The following is a 19,334-nucleotide window of genomic DNA, read 5'->3' as shown; positions in this document are numbered from 1 at the left end:
CGCTGTCGTCGCTCGAGATCATCCTCGCGGCTTTCGATCATGCCCTTCCAGCCGCGGAGAGCACGAGGTCCGCGAGTGGGACCCGTGCTCGGAAGCGGCCGGGCGGTGCAGGCCGCCCGGCCGCTGAGCCGCCCCCGCCCGGCCCGACGGCGGGACGGGAGCAGAACCGATCAGGACTGGTACCGCGTACCGTTCCACCAGTTGTCACCGGGCACGGCCGCGCCCTCGACGTCGTAGCGGTCCTTGTGCCGCCACCAGTCCCACGGGTGCTCCAGCTGGTCCTCCTGCCGGCCCAGGACGGTGATGTCGAGGTAGTTGTAGAAGTTCTTGAAGATGTCGCCACCGCGGTCGAAGATCGAGTAGGTGAAGAAGACGTCCGCACCGTCCCGGACGAACGCGCTCACACCGGGCGACTCGCCCTGCTCGGTGCTGACCTCGTAGTCGTAGTTGAAGTCGCTGCCGAACGACGAGTACCACGGAACCGTCCAGCCCATGCGGGCCTTGAACGGTTGCAGCTTCGCCTGCGGCGCCTGGGAGACCAGCACGAAAGTCGTGTCCCGCGCCCACATGTGCGCGAGTTCGCCGACGCTGTCGGTCTGCATGGAGCAGCCGATGCAGCCCTCATCGTCGTCCGGGCCGAACATGAAATGCCGGACGATGAGCTGGCGGCGGCCTTCGAACAGGTCGAGCAGCGAGACCGTGCCGTTCGGCGCCTCGAAGCGGTATTCCTTCTCCACCCTGACCATCGGCAGCTTGCGGCGCTCGGCCGCGATCATGTCGCGTGCGCGCGTGACCTCCTTCTCCTTTTCCAGCAGAGCCCGGCGGGCTTCCAACCACTCTTCCCTGGAAACGACTTTCGGCAGGTTCATCAGATCTCCTCCGACTGCCGGGACCGGCTCCGCCGCGACCCGGCGCAATGGATGCCGAGCAATTCCACTTTGCTTCTCGACCGGGAATCCCCTTCACCAGACTGCTGGAAATCGCCCCCTGTTTCTTCTTCCAGATTGGCGTCATCGGAATATCGGCTGTTATTACCGCTGTTATCGAAACGCCGGCATGACCGTGCCCGGTGGTGGAGCCGGAACTCCGCCACCGGGCACGGTGTTGTGGGAATCGTTCAGGCGGCGCGTTCCCGCGCGACCAGGCTGCGGCGTTCGATCTTGCCGACGGGAGTGCGGGGGATCTCGTCGATGAACTCCAGCTGCCGGATCTTCTTGTACGGCGCGACGCGTTCGGCGACGAAGGCCATGATCTCCTCGGGCGTGGCAGGCCCCCTGGTGACCACGAAGGCCTTCGGAACCTCGCTGGCCTCCTCGTCGGGCACCCCGACCACCGCCGCGTCGGCGACGTTCGGGTGCGCCATGACCACCGCTTCGAGCTCTGCCGGGGACACCTGCTGCCCCTTGTACTTGATGAGCTCCTTGATGCGGTCGACGATGATCAGCTCCCCGGCGTCGTTGAAGTGGCCGAGGTCGCCGGTGCGCAGGAAGCCATCGGCTTCGATCACCTCGTCAGCGGCCTCTTCGGCGTTGAGGTAGCCCTTCATCCGGTGCGGACCCCGGATCAGGATCTCACCGTTGCGGTTGGGCCCCAGCTCCTCGCCGGTGGTCACGTCGACGATCTTGCACTCGATGTTGGGGGCGTTGCGGCCGACCGAGCCCGGCGCGACGGGCACGCCGGTCTGCATGAACGACACCAGCGCCTCGGTGAGGCCGTAGCCCTGCCCGATGTGGCATCCGAGGCGCTGACGGACCAGAGCCGCGATCTCGGGGTCGAGCGCGGCGCCGCCGGAGACGATCTCGCGCACCGACGACAGGTCGTAGCGGTCCACCAGCGGGCTCTTGGCCAGCAGCACGGCGATCGTCGGCACGACGTACAGCCGCGTGATGCGGTGCTGCTCGATCGCCTTCAAGTACGCCTCGGGGTCGAACCGGGGCATGGTGATCAGCGTCGCGCCCTGCAGCAGGCTGGCGTTGAGCACCATGATCAGGCCGAAGGCGTGGTGGAACGGCGGCACGGCCAGCACCTTCTCGTCCTCGCCCAGCGGTGCGACCCGGCTGGTCTGGAGCACGTTGGCGACCATGTTGCGGTGGGTGAGCATCACCCCCTTCGGGTAGCCGGTGGTCCCGCTGGAGTGCAGCAGGGCCACCACGTCCTGCGCCGGATCGATGGCCACGGCGGGCGGCGCGTCGGCGGAGGCCAGCAGCGAGGCGAACGGCGTCGCGCCGTCGGCCTCGCCGAACACGACGATCTCCTCGACCGTCGAGCGGGCCCGGAGCTCGCCCGCCCTCGCCGCCTCGGACGGCAGGACCACGAGGAACCGCGCGCCCGCGTCGTTGAGGTGGCCGACGAGTTCGTCGGTCGTGTCCAGGGGGTTGAGCACCATCACCGTGCCGCCGGCCACGGCCGCGGCGTGGAAGGCGATCGGGTACTCGGGCACGTTGGGCGTGAGCATGGCGAGCACGTCGCCCTTCCGGAAGCCGCGGGCGTGCAGTCCGGTGGCGGCGCGACGTACGGCCGATGCGAGCTCGCCGTAGGTGTGCGCGTTCTCCCCCGCGACGTCGACGGCGGCCACCCTGGCGGCGTTGTGCTCCGCTCGTTGCAGCACGTAGGACGTCAACGACATGTCGGGAACGGGAACGCGCTCGCCGCTGAAGATCATGACGCCACGTCCGCCCGATCGTAGGTCTTCAGGCCGGGCCGGTAGCTGCGCTTTTCGAACTGCTTGAGCGCGACGGTGATCCACTCGTTGTTGCTCAGGCGGGACAGCTCCCACAGCTTGGCCTGGTCGTAGTCGATGGCGGCAGGCAGGTCCAGCCCGGTGGTCTTCTCGTAGACCTGCTTGGCCAGTTCCAGCGTGACCGGGTTCTTGTTCACGATCTTGCCGACGATGCGGTCGGTCTCGGCGTCGAGCTGGTCGGCGGGCACGGCCTTGTTCACCAGCCCGTACTCCTCGGCCTGCTTACCGGTGAGCGTGTCGCCGGTGAGGATGTAGTAGAGGGCCTGCTTGCGGGGCATGTTGTGAGTCACCGCCCAGGTGGCACCACCCGCGGGGAAGATGCCGAAGTTGATCTCCGAGAGACCGAACTTGACGTTCTCGGCCGCGACCGCCAGGTCGCACAGGCCGGTCACCTCGAACCCGCCGCCGAAGGCGTAACCGTTCACCTTGGCGATGGTCACCGCCGGGAACGCCTTCAGGCGCTGGAACCACTTGAGCGCCACCAGATTGGTCTTGTAGAACAGCTGCGGGTCGTCGAAGGGCCGCAGGAAGCACTCTTCGAGATCCATTCCGGAACTGAAGCTGTCGCCGTTCCCGGTCACGACGACCGCCTTGACGCCCCCGGTTTCCTCGATCACGTCCAAGGCTTCGTTCATATCGCGATGCAGCTGGGGATTCATCGCGTTCTTCTTGTCCGGCCGGTTGAAGTAAATCGTGGCCTTGGGCCCGTCGATCTCAAGGTTGACAGTGTCCAGCGTGATCACGTTTCAGCCTTCTTTCCTGTAGACGAAAATGCGGACGCGCGCAGCTGTTGATCGCTCGACCCGAGGTCTTCTGGGCTACCGCAGGCGCACCTTTCTGGTGTGGCCACCGACAATCCGAGGATCACACGGTGCGCTTTCGGGCGGCATCTCCTAACTTGCCGTCGTGGATGCGCGGGTCGGCATGCGGAAAGTTGGCGCCGCTCGCGGAACTCGCGCGCGGCCGGCGGCCGCCCCAGTCCCGGGCCAGCGCGGCCAGGAACTGCTGCGCCACCTGCAACGGCGCGGAGCGCAGTCCGTAGCGCACCCGGCGCCGCTCCCCCGATTCCACCGTGACCAGGCCAATTTCGGCCAGCAGGGCCAGGTGCTTGCTGATCGCCTGCCGCGTGATCGGCAACCGGGTGGCCAGGTCCGTGGCCGTGGCCGGGCCCGCTTCGGTCAGCGCGGCCAGAATGGCGCGCCGGGTCGGGTCGGCCAGCGCGGTGAAGACCTGTTCGGCGATCGCTTCGGCATCAGGCGACATCGACGAACTCGTCGGGCGGGTGGGCGAACTTCACGGTCTGTTCGATGCGATCGGGTAACCCCATGACACCTCCAGACACGACAACCATCCGGTCGATCACGCTATGGAGACCAGTTGGTTGCGTCCACCGACGGCGTGCTCTCCTCCGCCGACCCCTCGACGCCTGCTCAACGACGCCATCCTGTCGTCGGGACATACGTCCAGGTCTTCGCGATGCCCGAAAAGCCCTTCACCGTGCGAACTCTCGGCCAGCCACTCCCGATCAACCGCCAGGCCCACAAAGCCCTCCAGTGAGCAGGCGCCCGCGCGGTGCAGTTCTCAGGCCGTCGGTTCGGCGAGTGGGCCGGGTAGCGGGACGACCTCGCCGGTGCAGCGGCCGTCGGCGTGCATCAGCCAGCCGACCCGCTTGCGGGTTCGCAGGATCACCGAGTTGTTCGTGATCCCGCCCGGGGGCAGCAGCGCTTCGAGGTCGTCCTGCATGCTCATCAGGTCGGCCATGCTCGCCGTCCACGCGTTGACCACGAGGTTCGCCGAACCGGTCACGGACATGCACAACCGCACCCGGGGGTCCTCCCGCAACCGGGACACGGCCGCGGGCAGGGCGCTGTTGGGCAGCCGGCACCACCAGATCACCGCGATCGGCCACCGGGTGTGCAGCTGGGCGACCTCGCAGCGCAGCCGGAGCGCTCGGGAGCGCAGCAGCGCGGCCAGCTGGCGGCGGACCGTGGAGGTCGGCCGGCCGAGCCGCTCGGCCAGCTCCGCCGCGGTCGCCCTGCCGTCGTGCGCCAACGCCGACACCAGCGGCGCGAAGACGTCGGAGCGCAGGTAGATCGGTTCGCTGGGGCGGTCCCGCTCGGCGCGGCCCGCCTGCCGGATCGCCTCGCGCTGCGCGCTGTCCAGCGCGTCGAGCTGCCACTGGCTTCCCTCGATGTGCCGCTTGGTCCCGATGTGGGAGTGCAGCGAGGCCACGCCGGGCAGCTTCGGCAGCTCGTCCAGCAGCAGCGCGGAGAGCTCGCCGAACGAGCTGGCGGCGACCGTCAGCAGCAGGTCTCGGCCCTGCGCGACGTGCTCGACGTTGTGCACGCGGTGGGTCAGCTCCAGCCGCCCCGCCACGTCGTCCACCGCGCCCGGGGCGCAGTTCATCTCGACCAGCGCCACCATCGCGCCGCCGGAGAGCTCGCCGTACTCCGGGTACGCCGTGATCCAGGCCAGGCCCGCGTCGCGGAGCCGGGCCCAGCGTTGCGCCAGCGCCGTCGGCGATGCATCGAGCATCGGGGCCAGCGCCGCCCAGGGCGCGCGGGGCCACAGCTGCAGGGCGTGGATGAGCGCCAAGTCGTCTTCGGAGAAGTCCTCATGCACGTTTCTCGCTCCCAGCGGGCATGAAGTGAGCGAATCGAGCGAATGATCTTGTTCATGCGCCGCCGAGTTCACACTCTAGTCCAGCCCAGCGCGAGATCACCGGCGCTGACCTGCGTGGCGCCGGAACAGCTACCCGGAGACGCCCGCGCAGCGCACCCGGGGATCACGCGCCCGATGCGGGCCGGAGTCCCCTCCACTCACGTCGGCTCAGCGCATGGAGAAAGAGGAGCTGCGATGACGCACAAGCTCACCCGGACCGGGCCGGGGCTGTCCCGCCGCGGCCTGCTCCAGCTCGCCGGGGCCGGAGCGGTGCTGCTCGGCTTTGCCGGGTGCGGGACCCCGGAGCGGACCGGAGCCGGCGGTGCAGCATTCGTCTACGGGCGGGGCGCGGACGCGGTCTCGCTGGACCCGATGAACCAGACCGACAGCGAGTCCTACGCGGTGATCCACCAGATCTTCGACTCGCTGCTGCGCTACGCCCCGGACGGGGCGCTGCTGCCCGCACTGGCGACCGCCGTTCCCGAACCCGAGGACGGCGGCAGGCAGTACACCTTCGAACTCCGCGAGGGCGTGCGGTTCCACGACGGGACCCCGCTCGACGCCGAGGCCGTGGTGTTCAACTTCCGGCGCTGGCGCGAGAGCGACCACCCCCACCACCGGGGCGGCGGCCCGCAGAGCAGCAAGTTCGCCTACTACGCCAACCTCTTCGGCGGCTTCGACGAGGAGTCGGTGATCACCCGCGTGGAGGCGGTCGGCCCGCACGCGGTGCGGTTCACCCTCCGGGAACCGTACGGGCCGTTCCTGCCGACCCTCGCCGGAGCGCAGTTCGGCATCGCCTCGCCCACCGCGATCCGGCAGGACGTCGAAGGCTTCTGGGAACGCCCGGTGGGCACCGGCCCGTTCGCGCTGGCGTCCTGGGACCACGGGAACAAGATCACCCTGCACCGCAACGAATCCTGGTGGGGCACGCGGCAGACCGGGCCCGGCAGACGGGTGGACACCGTGGTGCTGACGTCCATTCCGGACAGCGCGGCCCGGGTGGCGGCGCTGGTCGGCGGCGGGCTCTCCGCGGTCAACGGCATCGTGCCGCAGGACGCCGACGCGCTGCGCGAAACAGCGGGTTTCACCGTCGTCCAGCACCCGCAGGAGTGCTTCAGCTACTTCGCCATGAACACCCGTCGCGCACCGTTCCAGAACCCGTTGGTGCGCAAGGCGATCGCGCACGCGATCGATCTGCCGCGCATCGTGGAGCACTTCTTCGGCGCGCGGGCCGAGGTGGCCGGTGCGCCGCTGTACGGGATCTCCGCGTTCGTCGACCGCTCGATCCGGCCGCACCCGTACGACCCAGGCCTGGCGCGGCGGTTGCTGGCCGAAGCCGGGCTGCCCGACGGGTTCCGGACCAGCCTCTGGTACATGTCCACCGCCCGGCCTTACATGCCGGACGGCAAGGGCGTCGCCCAGGTCGTGCAGGCGAACCTGGCCGAGGTCGGGATCGCGGCGGAGCTGGTCACCTACGAGCTCGCCACCTACGTGGAGCGGACCGGCAAGGGCATGCACGACATCGCCATGTTCGGCGGCACCACGATCGGCGTGGACTCCTACTTCCCGCTGAACTACTGGTACGCCGGCGCCAGCGCCACGCCGGAGAACTCCTCCAACCTGTCCTTCTTCCAGAATCCGCAGGTCGACGCGCTGCTCGCCGAGGCCAGGGTCACCACCGATCCGGAGGAACAACGTGCCCGCTACGCCACCGTCCAGCGCATCGTGCACGACGAGGTACCGGTGCTCCCGATCGCCTACGTCAGCCCGCCGATCGCGCTGCGCTCCGGCTTCGCGGGCTTCGGCACCAACATCGCCATGGACGACCTCGATGCGCTCACCGTCTGAACCGCGCACCCCGCACCGAGGAGGCGAGCGCCCGTGCTGACCTACGCCGTGCGCCGACTGGGCCAGCTGATCCCGGTGCTGCTCGGGGTTTCGGCGGTCGTGTTCTTCACCGTGCGGATGATCCCGGGCGATCCGGCGCAGGTCATCCTCGGGGAGAACGCCACTCCCGCGCAGATCTCCGAGCTGCGCGCCGAGATGGGGCTCGACGAGCCGGTCATCGCCCAGTACTGGCTGTTCCTGGTCCGGGCGCTGCAGGGCGATCTCGGCGAGTCCACTGTGACCGGTCGGCCGGTCGTCGCCGAACTGGCCGCCCGGCTGCCCGCGACCCTGGAGCTGACGCTGGCCGCGCTGGTCATCGCCGTGGTCGTCGGCATCGCACTCGGCACGCTGGCGGCCAGCCGCCCGCGCTCGCTGCTGGACAAGGCCGCCTCGGTGCTCGCCGTCGCGGGCGTGAGCATGCCGATCTTCTGGCTGGCCATGCTGCTGATGGTGGTGCTGGGCGTGAACCTGCACCTGCTGCCGTTCCCGGGACGGCTGCCCGCCGCCGAATCGCTGCCCGCGGTCACCGGGCTGAACGTGGTCGACTCGCTGCTCGCCGGTGACTGGGCGATGTTGCGGACCTCGCTGGCGCACCTGGTCATGCCCGCGCTCGCGCTGGCGACCATCCCGTGCGGGGTGATCATGCGCATGACCCGGTCGAGCATGCGGGAGACGCTGGCCGAGGACTTCATCCGCACCGCGCGGGCGAAGGGGCTCCACCCGCTGGTCACGACCTTCCGGCACGGCCTGCGCAACTCGATGCTGCCGGTGCTCACGGTGATCGGGCTGCAGCTCGGCCTGCTGCTCGGCGGCGCGGTGATCACCGAGACGATCTTCTCCTGGCCGGGCATCGGCCAGATCGCCTACCAGGCGGTGTACCAGCGCGACTACGCGCTGATCCAGGGCGTGGTGCTGTACGGATCGCTGCTGTTCGTGCTGGTCAACCTCGCGGTCGACCTGCTGTACGCGGTCCTCGACCCGAGAGTGAGGTACTGATGGCCGAAGTGGCTGCCTCCGCGCCGCCGACCGGCGCCCGGAGCCGACCGTCCCGGCGCCGGCGTGCCTTCTTCGCCAACCGGCTGGCCGTTCTCGGCGTCGTCGTGCTCGGGCTGTTCGCGCTGATCGCCGTGCTGGCACCGGTCATCGCGCCGTACGACCCGTACGCGCAGGACCTCGCCGGCCGGTTCCAGCCGCCGAGCGGCGCGCACCTGCTCGGACAGGACGAGCTGGGCCGCGACATCCTGTCCCGGCTGCTGCACGGCGCCGGGGTGACGCTGTCCGCCGGGCTGCTGGCGGTCGCACTGGCCACCGCCGTCGGGACGGGGATCGGACTGCTCGCCGGTTACCGGGGCGGCTGGTACGACACCGTGCTGATGCGGTTGATGGACATCCTGCTGGCGTTCCCCAGCGTGCTGCTGGCCATCATGATCGTCTCGGCTCTGGGGCCGGGGCTCTGGAACGCCATGCTCGCGGTCGGCATCGTCTCCGTCCCGCAGATCGCCAGGGTGGTCCGGTCGGCAGCGATCGGGTTGCGGGACAGCGACTACGTGCAGGCCGCGCGGTCCATGGGCGCCGGTCACGCGCGGATCCTCCTGCGCACCCTGCTGCCCAACTGCACGGGGCCGCTGATCGTCCAGTCCACGCTCAGCCTCGCCGCGGCCATCCTGGACATCGCCGCGCTGTCCTTCCTCGGCCTCGGCGCGCAGGCGCCGACACCGGAATGGGGTGCCATGCTCTCCGACGCCTTCCGCGCCGGCTTCCACGTGTTCCTCACCAGCCAGTTCGCCATCGTCTTCCCGGGACTGGCGATCGCCTTCGCGGTGCTGTGCGTGAACTTCATCGGCGATGGCTTCCGCGACGTCTTCGACCCGAAGGCGGTGCGCTGACGATGGACCTCCTCGAAGTCGACGACCTGCGGGTGCACTTCCGCACCGCCGAGGGCGTGGTCCGCGCCGTCGACGGGGTCTCCTTCTCCGTCGCCGAGGGCGAGACGCTGAGCATCGTCGGCGAATCCGGCTCCGGCAAGAGCGTGACCGCGATGTCCATCATGCGGCTCAACCCGTCGCCGCCCTGCCACTACGCCGGGGGCCGGATCCGGTACCAGGGCCGCGACCTGCTCGGCGCCACCGAGCGCGAGCTGCGGGCGATCCGGGGCAAGGAGATCTCGATGATCTTCCAGGACCCGACCACCTGCCTCAACCCGGTGCTCACCGTCGGCGACCAGATCGCCGAGGCGATCCGCAGCCACGAGCGGGTTTCGCGCAAGCAGGCGCTGCGCCGCGCCGTGCAGGCGCTGGACGAGGTCGGGATGCCCGGCGCTGCGCAGCGCGCCCGCGACTACCCGCACCAGCTCTCCGGCGGGATGCGGCAGCGGGCCATGATCGCCGCCGCGCTGGCCGGGCGGCCCAAGATCCTGATCGCGGACGAGCCGACCACCGCGCTCGACGTCACCATCCAGGCGCAGATCCTGGAACTGCTCGCCGAGCTGAAGGCGGCGCACGGCATGTCCATCATCATGATCACCCACGACCTGGGGGTGGTCTCCCAGATCGCCGACCGGGTGCTGGTGATGTACGGCGGGACAGCGGTGGAGTCCGGTACCCCGAAGGAGCTCTTCCAGGATCCGCTGATGCCCTACACCTGGTCCCTGCTGCGCGCGGTGCCCAGGCTCGACGCCGACGACCCGCCGGTGCCGATCGGCGGGCAGCCACCGTCGCCGGCCGACCCGCCGCCGGGCTGCCGGTTCGCGCCGCGGTGCCGGTTCGCCGACGACCGGTGCACCACGACGGAGCAGGCGCTGGACCTCAAGGCGGCGGGCCGGTGGGCGGCGTGCGTGCACACCGCGGCGGAGTTCCGGGCACTGGCGGCGGCGCTGGACGAACCGACCGAGGCGGGCCGATGAGCGAACACCTCCTGCAAACCCGGGACCTGACCATGCACTTCCCCGCGCGCGGCGGCCTGTTCCGCAGGCGCGGCGGTCTGGTGCGGGCCGTCGACGGCGTGGACATCGGCGTGCGGCGCGGGGAAACCCTCGGCCTGGTCGGCGAATCCGGTTGCGGCAAGAGCACTCTCGCCCGGCTGCTGCTGAGGCTGGCGACGCCGACCAGCGGCGAGGTGCTGTTCGAGGGCGAGAACATCTTCGCCAAGCGGGGTGCCGAGCTGTCCCGGCTGCGCCGCGACGTCCAGATGGTCTTCCAGAACCCGTCGGCGTCGGTGAACCCCCGGCTCAGCGTCGGCGAGATCATCGCCGAGCCGCTGCGCATCCAGCGGCAACCGGACGTGCGGCGGCGGGTGGCCGAGCTGATGGAGATGGTCGGGTTGCACCCGGACCACCGCGACCGCTACCCGCACGAGTTCTCCGGCGGGCAGCGGCAGCGGATGGGCATCGCCCGGGCCATCGCCCTGCGGCCGAAGGTGGTGGTCTGCGACGAGCCGGTCTCCGCGCTGGACGTGTCGATCCAGGCGCAGATCCTCGAACTGCTCAAGGACCTCCAGCGAGAGCTCGGCCTCACCTACGTGTTCATCACGCACGACCTGTCCGTGGTCAAGCACCTGTGCGACCGGGTGGCGGTGATGTACCTGGGCAAGGTGGTCGAGGTCGCCGAGCGGGCGGACTTCTTCGCCGCCCCGGCCCACCCGTACACCGCGTCCCTGCTGTCGGCCATCCCGCTGCCCGACCCGGACGCCGAAGCGCGCCGGAAGCGGGTGGTGCTCTCCGGGGACGTGCCCTCGGCGATGCACCCGCCGACCGGCTGCGCCTTCCACCCGCGCTGCCCGAAGGCCCAGGTGCGGTGCTCCCAGGACGCTCCCCCGCCGACCGGTGCGGGCAACCGCGCCACGTCCTGCTTCTTCCCGCTTCGCCCCGGCGAAGAACTCCGATCGCCCGCAGAGGATGGTGCACGCGCATGACGGACATGTCCGGCCTGCTGACCGAGATCGTCCCGCCGCTGATGCGGCGGTGGGGCGTGCCCGGCGTCGGCGTCGGGGTGCGCACGCCGGAAGGGCGCGACCACTTCGGCTTCGGCGTGACCAATGTGGACCACCCGCTGCCGGTCGACGAGCGCACGCTGTTCCAGATCGGCTCGGTGTCCAAGACCTTCGCGGCCACGATGCTCGCCGAGCTGGCCGGGGCCGGGCGGCTGAGGTTGGACGACCTGGTCGTCGACCACCTGCCCGACTCCGGCCTGGACGGGCGGATCACCATCCGGCACCTGCTCACCCACTCCTCGGGGCTGTCCGGCGACCACCTGATCCTCAACGGCCCCCGGCTGCTCGCCGATGGCGCGGACGACTCGATCGCCACCGGGGTGGCGCACATCGCCGGGCTGCCGCTGGTGTTCGCCCCCGGCACCGACTACTCGTACAGCAACGCCGGGCTGATCGTGGCGGGACGCCTGCTCGAAGTGGTCACCGGCCGGCGGTACGCGGACCTGGTCCGCACCGAGGTGCTGGAACCGGCCGGGATGGCCCACACCTTCACCACGGCCGACGAGGTGATCACCCACCGCGTCGCCGCACCGCACCGGGGCGAGGTTCCCGAGGTGGCGCGCACCGCCGGGTGGCAGCGCGGCTGGCAGCTGCCCGGTTGGGACGTGCCCGGCGGTGGGCTGGTGTCCTGCGTGCGCGACATGCTCCGCTACGCCGAGCACCACCTCGACGGCAACACGCCGGCGGAGCCGTTCACGCCGCAGCGCGAGCGCAGCGGACCGGCTGAGCGGATCGGGCTGGTCTGGCGGTTGGACGATGTCGACGGCGTGCGGTTGGCGCACCACGGCGGGCTGACCATCGGGTACTGCACGCAGCTGTGCCTGGTCCCCGACCGCGGAACCGCATTCGTGCTGCTGACCAACGGCACGTCCGGCGACCGGATCAACCAGGAGGTGCGCAGCGCGCTGCTGCGCGAACTGGTCGGCATCGAGCCGGAAACCCCGCGCCGACCTGGCCGCGCGCCTGCTGACGGGACCGAGCTGACCGGCGAGTTCGACGCGACGTTCTACCGCATGGAACTCACCCCGCACCCGGACGGCGGTGCGGAGGTGCGCATCCGCCGCCCGCAACCGCAGCCGGGCTGCTACTACCTGGAACCGCCGTCGGTCGAACGCGTCGAGTGGAGCGGCCCGGACGAGCTGGTGATCACCGAACCGGCGGCCGAACGCGGCACACCCGTCGACGTCCGCCGCGACAGTGCCGGGACCATCACCGGCCTCCGCCTCCGCGACCGGTTGGCACCCCGGATGCCGGAGTGATCGCTGGTCGGAGCCAGGACTTCGCGCGGTGCACGAACGGCTGTGCGAGCACACGGACGTGGCGGCCTTCGCGCGGACAGTTCGCGGCTTCGAACCAGGGCCCGGGCTGAGCTCCGAGGTCGCCTTCGTTCATCGGGTGTGCAACAAGCGGCGGGCACCGAGGACTCCGCAGGCGGCGAGCACTCCCACTGCGACAGCGCCGTGGTGGTGCGACGGCCACAGCTGGGTGCTGCGCGACTTGGAGACGTCGTCGAAAACTCCGTGGGCTCCGTAGTCGTGGCCGTTCGAGTCGGCGGGTTCCCACAGGTTGTCGGCTCGGTGCGGGTCGTGGACACCGGAGTTCTGCTGGGCCGCGTACCCCTTCCGCGCCAGGTAGCGATCGAGCAGTCCCGGTGCTGCCGCGTTGGCCAGCAAGGTCTTCACCGTGCTGCCGCCCACCCAGTACTCGCGCCGGTGCGGGTGGTCGCCGGCGTGCACGATGGCCCGGGCCGCCACCTCGGGCTGGAATATCGGCGGGACCGGCTGCGGGTGGTCGCCCAACCGCGAACGCACCCATGAGAACTGCGGCGTGTTCACCCCGGGCAACTGCACCATCGTCGTGCGCACCCGGCTGCGGTCGTGCAGCAACTCGACGCGGAGCGCCTCGTTGAAGCCCTGGATGGCGTGCTTGGCGCCGCTGTAGGCCGACTGGAGCGGAACTCCGCGGTACGCCAGGGCCGACCCGACCTGCACGATCGTTCCCCGGTCGCGCGGGCGCATGTGCTTCAGCGCGGCCATCGTGCCGTGCACGCAGCCGAGGTAGGTGACTTCGGTGACGCGCCGGAACTCCTCGGGGCTGATCTCGTGGAACGGGGCGAACACCGATGTGAAGGCGTCGTTGACCCAGACGTCGATGGGGCCGAGCGCGTCCTCCACGTGCTGCGCGGCGGCGAAGACCTCCTCGGAGCTGGCGACGTCCACCGGAACGGTCAGCGGCGTGCCACCAGATCGACGCACGTCCTCAGCAGCACCGTCCAAGCCGCGACGACCGCGGGCAAGCAGCGCGACACGGCATCCGCGCCTGCCGTATTCGCGTGCCACCGCACGCCCGATGCCGGCGCTCGCACCCGTCACCACGACGACGCGTGTGTTCTGCCCGGTCCGCACCACCCGGCCCCCTCTCCGGCTTCGCCGACCACCCGATTTCCCTGCGGGGCACCAGCCGTAAACGACCTCGCTGATGCAGGTCCTCGCCTGAGGAGGGCCCCGCAGGTCGCCGTCGCTGCGCTGGTCACTGCTCCTGCTCGCCGGCCTCCGCATGGTCGGCGAGCTGAACCAGCGCTTCGGCGAGCTCGGTCAACTTGTCCGGTTCGGCGAGCAGACGTGCCTGTTCGAGGGGAAGATCTTCCATGGCCTGGCAGCGGATGCTGACCCGGTCCTCGCCGGGCTCGCCCTCGACGTCGGTGCGGGTCAGCCGCAGGACGATGCCGCCGATGCTGACCCGCGGCCCCACGTGGATCATCCAGTCGGAGCCCGTGTGGGCGAACAGGCGTTCCTCCAGGTCGGTGTCCTGGCACCAGTGGGGGTGTTCGATCTTGCGCGCGACCATCGTGATCACTTTCCGGCCGTGGCGGACGTGACGAGAGCAGTATGCGCTCCCGGCCGCTCCGGGGGCGGAGCAGAAAGGCCGACTCGAAGGCGGGCACCGGGTGCGGCGGCACGCCGCTGGTCAGGACTTCCACTCGTCGCGGGCGTAGCGCCGCAGGTTGGCGACGAACGAGTTCAGCTCACCCGTCCCGAGCCGCACGACGTCGGAGAAGATCTCGTCCGCCGCGTCCGCCTCCTGGTTCCGCACCGCCAGCCCGAAGCGGTAGATGTTGAGCAGCGACCTGAGCTCCGGTCGCCACTCCGCCGGGTCCACGTCCCAGAAGCTGATCGGCGCTGTTCCCTCGTAGTGCCCGAGCAGGGCGAAGTACGAGCACATCTCGAACACCCCTGCGAGGCCGTACTTGACCCGAACGGTCGCGACGACGCGTTGCGTGTTCGCGTCGTCGGCCGTCAGTGCCTCGACCGCGCAGGACCGCACCCGCTCCTGGCAGTCCGGGCTCAGGTACTCCCGCACGAGGTCAACGTAAACCCGCTGCCACCCACCCGGCCGGGCGCGAACCACCGTTCAGGTGATGCACGCGCTGCTCAGCCACGTCTCATTCCGGCGCGTTCACCCCGGAGAACGCCTGGTCAGCCGTGGTAGGACTCGATATTGACCACCGTCACGCGCATGGTGCCCCCACCCGGGAGCGCGTACTCGCGGACGTCGCCCTCCCGCGCGCCGAGCAGCGAGTGCCCGAGCGGCGACTCGGGCGAGTAGACCTCCAGGTCTCCGTGCGCTCCAGCAGCTCGCGTCCCGAGGAGGAAGGTCTCCTCGTCCCCGTCCTCGTAAGCGACCGTGACGAGCATCCCGGGCTCGACCGACCCACCGGACGGGTGCTCATCGATCTTCGGGTTCTGCAGCAGCTGCCGCAGCTGGCGGATCCGCGCCTCTTCGCTGGCCTGCTGCTCCCGGACCGCCCGGTACGCGTCGTTCTCCCGGAGATCGCCTTCCTGTCGGCGTTCGTTGATCTCGTCGGCGAGCACCGGCCGGTGCGCCAGCAGCTCCGTCAGCTCGCGGCGGAGCGCGTCGTAGGCGTCCTGCGTCAACCAGACCACTTGCGGCTCATCCACGCCCATCGCCCCTCACCGATCCCTCGCGCCACGGAATCCACGTCGCAGCTCACCAACAGGATTCCCAGCCGGGACCGGCCCGTCACCCGCCGGGGCGAGCCAGTTCTCATCGTTGCCGGATCAGCCGCCTCGCTGCCGCACCTTGAAGAAGTTGCTCGGAGTTCCGCTCTTCACGTGCTCTTGGTACATGCTCCTGCGGGGCCGTCCTGCCAGCCGGACTCCCGAGCAAACCGTGCAGAAGATGGAGGAATGGCTGGGAAAACCGGTCTCTGCGGACGGGACGACCGCCGCGAACCGACGCAGCGGGATCGGTGCTCTCCTCGGCGTCGCGACCGCGGCGACCTTCGGAACGGATGCGCTCCTGCCCTTGATCCCGCCTGGAACGCATCTTGCGCTGCTGAAGCCCCCTAGGATCCGCTGTCGGCAGCCGACCCGTGGGAATTCCGCCCGGGTGCGGTGTCCCGCTGGAACAGCGCGAACATCCACAGCAACGACGGGATGAGCAGTACTGCGCCGATGAGCGTCGTCACCAGCACCGCGTGCAGCACCGTCGGCTGCGCTGCGGCGCTTTCGATGGTGGTGTCGGGGAGCAGGACCAACGGGTACTGGGCAACGGCCCAGCCCCACGGCAGTGCGGCGACGGCCACCGCAGCGGAGAGCCGGGCCGGGAGGTAGTTGCGCCGCAGCAGCAACACCGCGGAGGCCAGGCCTGCGACAGCCGAGATGACGACCAGCGGAAGTCCTGGCCCGATCAGCCCGCGGTACAGCGCCGGTGAGTCGATGAGCAGAACCGCGATACCGGCCAGCGCGATGACGCCGGTGACCGCACCGGTCACGATCCCCCGGCTCCGGAACTGCTCGGCCAGCGGCGCGGCACCCGCCCGCCGCGCATCCGCGCACAGGTACACGGCCGCCAGGTAGGCGGTCGTTCCGACGGCCAGCGCCCCGGCCAGGAACGAGGTGGGGTTGAGCCAGCTCGTGACCAGGTCACCCGCTGCGATGCCCAGGGGCACGCGCCCGGACGCGATGCCGCCGGCGACGGTGCCCAGGAAGAACGGGGTGAGCACCGAGGAGAACGCGAAGCAAGCGCCGTAAGCGCGCCGATGCCCGAGCTCCGCCGAGGCCTTCCGGAAGGCGAACGCGGCACCGCGCGCGATGATGCCCAGCGCGACGAGCATCAGCGGCACGTACATCGTCGACGCCACTGAGGCGAACACGCCGGGAAATCCGGCCCAGCAGAGCACGATCACGAAGATCAACCAGACGTGGTTGGCCTCCCACACCGGTCCGATGGAGTGCTCGATGAGGTCGCGCTGATCGGCGCCACGTCGGCTGCCACCGGCCAGCAGATCCCAGAAACCCGCCCCGAAGTCCGCGCCTGCGAGCAGCACGTAGGCGGTCACGCCCACCCACATGGCGCTGATCGTCCACTCGGCTGCGGTCATGGCAGGTTCATCTCCTCACCCGGCTCTTCCTGCGGGGCGAGCGGAGCGCGGGTCAGCCGCCGGAGCACGGCGACGGTCGTCACGGTGAGCACGACGTACACCGCCCCGACCACGAGCAGTCCCACCGCCAGTCCTGGCACCGGTGTCACCGCGTCGGCGGTGCGCAGCACACCCCACACGATCCAGGGCTGCCGCCCGACCTCGGTCGTGATCCACCCGGCTTCGAGCGCGACCGCGGCCGCCGCACCGGCCACCGCCGAACCCCGCAGGAACCAGCGCGAAGCGGGGAGATCGCGCCGACGCCACCACGCCACGGCCAACCAGATGCCCAGCAGCAGGAGGAACACCCCGATGATCACCATCACCTGGAACGACCAGTGCACCACGTTCACCGGTGGCCGGTCTTCGGGTGCGAACCGGTCCAAGCCGATGATCAACGCTTGCGGATCCCAATGCGCCAGCAACGACAGCCCGTGCGGGATCTCCAGTGCGTAGCGCATCTCGTCGTCCTCGTAGAAACCGCCGATGTGCAACGGCACCGCGTGCGAGGTTGCGAACACGCCTTCGATCGCGGCCAGCTTCGCAGGCTGGTTGGTCGCCAGGAACTTCGCCGCCCAGTCGCCCACGGCGATCTGCACCGGGGTCAGCGCGGCCGCCGCCGTGAACGGCACCAGGAAGCCCAAGCGGTGGTACCGATCCGTGCGGCCGCGCAGCATGGCCACCGCGTACACGGATGCCATGCCGTAGCCGGCCACCATGAACGCCGCGATGATCATGTGCACCGTCTGCGGCGGCGTGGCGGGGTTGAACATCGCGGCCCAGGGCCGGACCCCCACGACCCGGCCGGCGTCGAGGTCGAAGCCGCGCGGCTGGTTCATCCACGCGTTCGCCGCGACGACGAAGAACGCCGACGCGACGCCGGCCAGGCAGACCGGGATTCCGGTGAGCAGGTGCACCCGCGGCGGCAACCGGTTCCATCCGTAGAGGTAGATGCCGAGGAAGATCGCCTCGATGAAGAAGGCGAAGCCCTCCAGGGCGAAGGGCAGCCCGATGACCTGGCCGTAGGTGTCCATCAGCCCCGGCCAGAGCACGCCCATCTCGAAGCTGAGGATCGTGCCCGACACCGCGCCGACGGCGAACAGCACCCCCATGGCTTGGGCCCACCGGTGCGCCAACGCCAGGTAGGTGCGGTCGCCTCGCCGGATCGCGCGCCACTCGGCGAACACGGTGATCGCGGGCATCCCCACGCCGAAGCAGGCGATCACGATGTGCCAGCCCAACGACAGCGCCATCTGAACCCGTGCCGCCACCAGGTCCGCCGGGGTCGCCGCCCCGGCGAACACGAGATCGGGTAGCCCGCTCACCCGCAACACCTCCACACCGCCCAGCCGCTAACCTCCCGCCGACCACGTCAAGCAGGGGGTTCCCCTCCGCCCCTCCCGGCACACGGGGCGGAGTGCTCAGGTCCCGGAGCAGCGCCGTGGATCTTCGGGCAGGGCGGAACCCCAGTCCCCGCACGATCCGGGTTGGTCGTCACCCGGCGGCCCGGCACCTACGCGCGTTCCGTCCACAGTGGATGAGTCTGGCGCTCGACGAGTGCCGTGAAGTGGTCATTTCTCCCCACCATGGCCATTGCACGGTTCGAAGCGCATGCCGCTTCACTTCCAGGGGCGGGTGGCGGTGACTGCGGCGCTCATGGGGATGCGGCGGGAACCGACAGGGATGAACCTCCTCATGCACCTCGGCCAGGGAGTGCTCCTCGGGGCGCTTCGCGGCGCGATGGCCCACGCCGGTTTGAGGGGGCCGTTCTCCTCCGCCATGTTCGCGGTCGTGCGTTTGACCAACGACCAGACGTTGGAGAACGCGACCGGAGTCGGTGTCCCGCCGTGGACGTGGCCGCGTGATGAGCTCGCCGTCGACCTGATCCACAAAGCGGTGTACGCGATCGCGACAGGGCTCGTGGCGGACCGACTCGCAGCGCGCACGGGCTCAGGACCCGGGCAGCGCCACGCGCAACGGGTTCCCGGTCGCCACGCTGACGTGGGGCCGCCGCCGAACTGAGGTAGGCCCGCGCCGACCGCACTGTTGCGCACCGGTTGGCGTAATGCCCGAAGCGTTGCTCGAGCGGGCGATGCGGGGCCGAAGCTACGCCGGGTGGTCGTCTCCGTCAGACAGGCTGTCGCGCTCGTCGGGATTCTGCCACCGGCGGACTCCTGCGCCCTGCGCGTAGGAGAGGTGCCCGCCGAGTGCGCCGCCGATCGCGATGGTGAGCGTTCCGAGCATCATCCAGACCTTCGCCGAGCGGGCTGGATGTCGAGCACGGCTGTTCCGTCGTCGTTGCGGTTGGCGCAGCTGGTGCAACGCAGCCAGGCAGCCAGCGGGTTTCCGGGCGGCCCGACGACGACTTCGATCTGGCCTCTGCGAGCGAGCTCGGCATTGGTGCATCGTTGCGCGAGCTCGCGCGCAGCGTGGCGGCCGGCCGCGTCGGCTGCGATGATGATGTCCTCCCAGTTGCCGTCGCACAGGACTGTGGAGTCGTCCACGGGAAACATCTGTCTCACCGCACAAGCTGATGACGCCTCCCCACGTGGCTACCCGCAGACCCGGTCGGCAACCTGGCTGGACAGAGGTCGAACGCGCTCGTGAATCCCGATG

General features: G+C 70.0%; 20 protein-coding genes. 7 read left to right on the top strand and 13 right to left on the bottom strand.

Annotated elements, in window-relative coordinates; genetic code table 11:
* Positions 1-170: 170 nt before the first annotated feature.
* From ATL45_RS27565 to ATL45_RS27545, 5 genes are all read right to left on the bottom strand, one after another.
* Positions 171-869, bottom strand: coding sequence for a DUF899 domain-containing protein (locus ATL45_RS27565; RefSeq protein ID WP_093149023.1), 699 nt, complete (start codon positions 867-869; stop codon positions 171-173).
* Between the two features lie 248 nt (positions 870-1,117).
* Positions 1,118-2,662: an AMP-binding protein gene (locus ATL45_RS27560; RefSeq protein ID WP_093149026.1), complete on the bottom strand. Its 1,545-nt coding sequence runs from the start codon at positions 2,660-2,662 to the stop codon at positions 1,118-1,120.
* The gene (locus ATL45_RS27555; RefSeq protein WP_093149030.1) at positions 2,659-3,483 is read right to left on the bottom strand and encodes a p-hydroxycinnamoyl CoA hydratase/lyase; all 825 of its coding nucleotides are present in this window, start codon (positions 3,481-3,483) and stop codon (positions 2,659-2,661) included. The genes ATL45_RS27560 and ATL45_RS27555 overlap by 4 nt, the downstream gene beginning before the upstream one ends.
* Before the next feature lie 121 nt (positions 3,484-3,604).
* Positions 3,605-4,003 (bottom strand): ArsR/SmtB family transcription factor, encoded by a 399-nt coding sequence (locus ATL45_RS27550; protein WP_093149034.1) that lies wholly within the window; start codon positions 4,001-4,003, stop codon positions 3,605-3,607.
* Positions 4,004-4,321: 318 nt separating this feature from the next.
* Positions 4,322-5,362, bottom strand: a complete 1,041-nt coding sequence (locus ATL45_RS27545; RefSeq protein WP_093149037.1) for an Lrp/AsnC family transcriptional regulator — start codon at positions 5,360-5,362, stop codon at positions 4,322-4,324.
* 234 nt (positions 5,363-5,596) lie between these two features.
* Between ATL45_RS27545 and ATL45_RS27540 the strand changes: the two genes are divergently transcribed.
* Genes ATL45_RS27540 through ATL45_RS27515 form a run of 6 tightly spaced genes read left to right on the top strand, consistent with a single transcriptional unit; the run spans position 5,597 to position 12,534 of the window.
* Positions 5,597-7,249 carry an ABC transporter substrate-binding protein gene (locus ATL45_RS27540; protein WP_170210366.1) on the top strand — a complete coding sequence of 551 codons (1,653 nt, stop codon included), beginning with the start codon at positions 5,597-5,599 and terminating at the stop codon, positions 7,247-7,249.
* Positions 7,250-7,282: 33 nt separating this feature from the next.
* Positions 7,283-8,284, top strand: coding sequence for an ABC transporter permease (locus ATL45_RS27535; RefSeq protein ID WP_093149045.1), 1,002 nt, complete (start codon positions 7,283-7,285; stop codon positions 8,282-8,284).
* Positions 8,284-9,174 (top strand): ABC transporter permease, encoded by an 891-nt coding sequence (locus ATL45_RS27530; RefSeq protein WP_093149049.1) that lies wholly within the window; start codon positions 8,284-8,286, stop codon positions 9,172-9,174. The genes ATL45_RS27535 and ATL45_RS27530 overlap by 1 nt, the downstream gene beginning before the upstream one ends.
* A gap of 2 nt (positions 9,175-9,176) precedes the next feature.
* The gene (locus ATL45_RS27525; RefSeq protein WP_093149051.1) at positions 9,177-10,190 is read left to right on the top strand and encodes an ABC transporter ATP-binding protein; all 1,014 of its coding nucleotides are present in this window, start codon (positions 9,177-9,179) and stop codon (positions 10,188-10,190) included.
* Entirely contained in the window at positions 10,187-11,197 is a 1,011-nt protein-coding gene (locus ATL45_RS27520; RefSeq protein WP_093149054.1) for an ABC transporter ATP-binding protein, read from the top strand. Before ATL45_RS27525 ends, ATL45_RS27520 begins: the two co-directional genes overlap by 4 nt.
* Entirely contained in the window at positions 11,194-12,534 is a 1,341-nt protein-coding gene (locus ATL45_RS27515; RefSeq protein ID WP_093149057.1) for a serine hydrolase domain-containing protein, read from the top strand. Before ATL45_RS27520 ends, ATL45_RS27515 begins: the two co-directional genes overlap by 4 nt.
* 129 nt (positions 12,535-12,663) lie before the next feature.
* Here the strand turns inward: ATL45_RS27515 and ATL45_RS27510 are convergent, their stop codons facing one another.
* The 6 genes from ATL45_RS27510 to ATL45_RS27485 all read right to left on the bottom strand — a co-directional run bounded on the left by ATL45_RS27510 (position 12,664) and on the right by ATL45_RS27485 (position 18,043).
* The gene (locus tag ATL45_RS27510) at positions 12,664-13,680 is read right to left on the bottom strand and encodes an SDR family oxidoreductase (RefSeq protein ID WP_246025873.1); all 1,017 of its coding nucleotides are present in this window, start codon (positions 13,678-13,680) and stop codon (positions 12,664-12,666) included.
* A 124-nt stretch (positions 13,681-13,804) separates the two neighbouring features.
* Positions 13,805-14,122, bottom strand: coding sequence for a hypothetical protein (locus ATL45_RS27505; RefSeq protein WP_143121583.1), 318 nt, complete (start codon positions 14,120-14,122; stop codon positions 13,805-13,807).
* A gap of 120 nt (positions 14,123-14,242) precedes the next feature.
* Entirely contained in the window at positions 14,243-14,635 is a 393-nt protein-coding gene (locus ATL45_RS27500; RefSeq protein ID WP_093149072.1) for a hypothetical protein, read from the bottom strand.
* Between the two features lie 116 nt (positions 14,636-14,751).
* Complete coding sequence (greA, locus tag ATL45_RS27495) at positions 14,752-15,234, bottom strand: transcription elongation factor GreA (RefSeq protein WP_177241927.1); 483 nt, start codon at positions 15,232-15,234, stop codon at positions 14,752-14,754.
* Between the two features lie 407 nt (positions 15,235-15,641).
* Entirely contained in the window at positions 15,642-16,679 is a 1,038-nt protein-coding gene (locus ATL45_RS27490; protein WP_093149082.1) for a cytochrome d ubiquinol oxidase subunit II, read from the bottom strand.
* Positions 16,676-18,043, bottom strand: a complete 1,368-nt coding sequence (locus tag ATL45_RS27485; protein ID WP_246025577.1) for a cytochrome ubiquinol oxidase subunit I — start codon at positions 18,041-18,043, stop codon at positions 16,676-16,678. The genes ATL45_RS27490 and ATL45_RS27485 overlap by 4 nt, the downstream gene beginning before the upstream one ends.
* Positions 18,044-18,329: 286 nt before the next feature.
* On the opposite strand from ATL45_RS27485, the gene ATL45_RS27480 reads away from it, so the two are divergent.
* Positions 18,330-18,740, top strand: a complete 411-nt coding sequence (locus ATL45_RS27480; protein WP_439332468.1) for a hypothetical protein — start codon at positions 18,330-18,332, stop codon at positions 18,738-18,740.
* 84 nt (positions 18,741-18,824) lie between these two features.
* On the opposite strand, the gene ATL45_RS27475 is transcribed toward ATL45_RS27480, so the two are convergent.
* Together ATL45_RS27475 and ATL45_RS27470 are read right to left on the bottom strand one after the other, a co-directional pair.
* Positions 18,825-18,965 carry a hypothetical protein gene (locus ATL45_RS27475; RefSeq protein ID WP_177241928.1) on the bottom strand — a complete coding sequence of 47 codons (141 nt, stop codon included), beginning with the start codon at positions 18,963-18,965 and terminating at the stop codon, positions 18,825-18,827.
* Positions 18,962-19,231, bottom strand: coding sequence for a hypothetical protein (locus tag ATL45_RS27470; RefSeq protein WP_093149086.1), 270 nt, complete (start codon positions 19,229-19,231; stop codon positions 18,962-18,964). The genes ATL45_RS27475 and ATL45_RS27470 overlap by 4 nt, the downstream gene beginning before the upstream one ends.
* Positions 19,232-19,334: the final 103 nt, after the last annotated feature.

The organism is Saccharopolyspora antimicrobica (genome assembly GCF_003635025.1).
Lineage (GTDB): Bacteria > Actinomycetota > Actinomycetes > Mycobacteriales > Pseudonocardiaceae > Saccharopolyspora > Saccharopolyspora antimicrobica.
The sequence above is the reverse complement of the archived record's forward strand: the minus strand, read 5'-3'. Positions and strand labels throughout refer to the sequence as shown.

Excerpts from the sequence above, each read along its gene's own strand:
- ATL45_RS27565 (WP_093149023.1), bottom strand. The coding sequence starts at position 869 with ATGAACCTGCCGAAAGTCGTTTCCAGGGAAGAGTGGTTGGAAGCCCGC.
- ATL45_RS27560 (WP_093149026.1), bottom strand. The coding sequence starts at position 2,662 with ATGATCTTCAGCGGCGAGCGCGTTCCCGTTCCCGACATGTCGTTGACG.
- ATL45_RS27550 (WP_093149034.1), bottom strand. The coding sequence starts at position 4,003 with ATGTCGCCTGATGCCGAAGCGATCGCCGAACAGGTCTTCACCGCGCTG.
- ATL45_RS27540 (WP_170210366.1), top strand. The coding sequence starts at position 5,597 with ATGACGCACAAGCTCACCCGGACCGGGCCGGGGCTGTCCCGCCGCGGC.
- ATL45_RS27530 (WP_093149049.1), top strand. The coding sequence starts at position 8,284 with ATGGCCGAAGTGGCTGCCTCCGCGCCGCCGACCGGCGCCCGGAGCCGA.
- ATL45_RS27525 (WP_093149051.1), top strand. The coding sequence starts at position 9,177 with ATGGACCTCCTCGAAGTCGACGACCTGCGGGTGCACTTCCGCACCGCC.
- ATL45_RS27520 (WP_093149054.1), top strand. The coding sequence starts at position 10,187 with ATGAGCGAACACCTCCTGCAAACCCGGGACCTGACCATGCACTTCCCC.
- ATL45_RS27515 (WP_093149057.1), top strand. The coding sequence starts at position 11,194 with ATGACGGACATGTCCGGCCTGCTGACCGAGATCGTCCCGCCGCTGATG.
- ATL45_RS27505 (WP_143121583.1), bottom strand. The coding sequence starts at position 14,122 with ATGGTCGCGCGCAAGATCGAACACCCCCACTGGTGCCAGGACACCGAC.
- ATL45_RS27490 (WP_093149082.1), bottom strand. The coding sequence starts at position 16,679 with ATGACCGCAGCCGAGTGGACGATCAGCGCCATGTGGGTGGGCGTGACC.
- ATL45_RS27480 (WP_439332468.1), top strand. The coding sequence starts at position 18,330 with ATGCCGCTTCACTTCCAGGGGCGGGTGGCGGTGACTGCGGCGCTCATG.
- ATL45_RS27475 (WP_177241928.1), bottom strand. The coding sequence starts at position 18,965 with ATGATGCTCGGAACGCTCACCATCGCGATCGGCGGCGCACTCGGCGGG.
- ATL45_RS27470 (WP_093149086.1), bottom strand. The coding sequence starts at position 19,231 with ATGTTTCCCGTGGACGACTCCACAGTCCTGTGCGACGGCAACTGGGAG.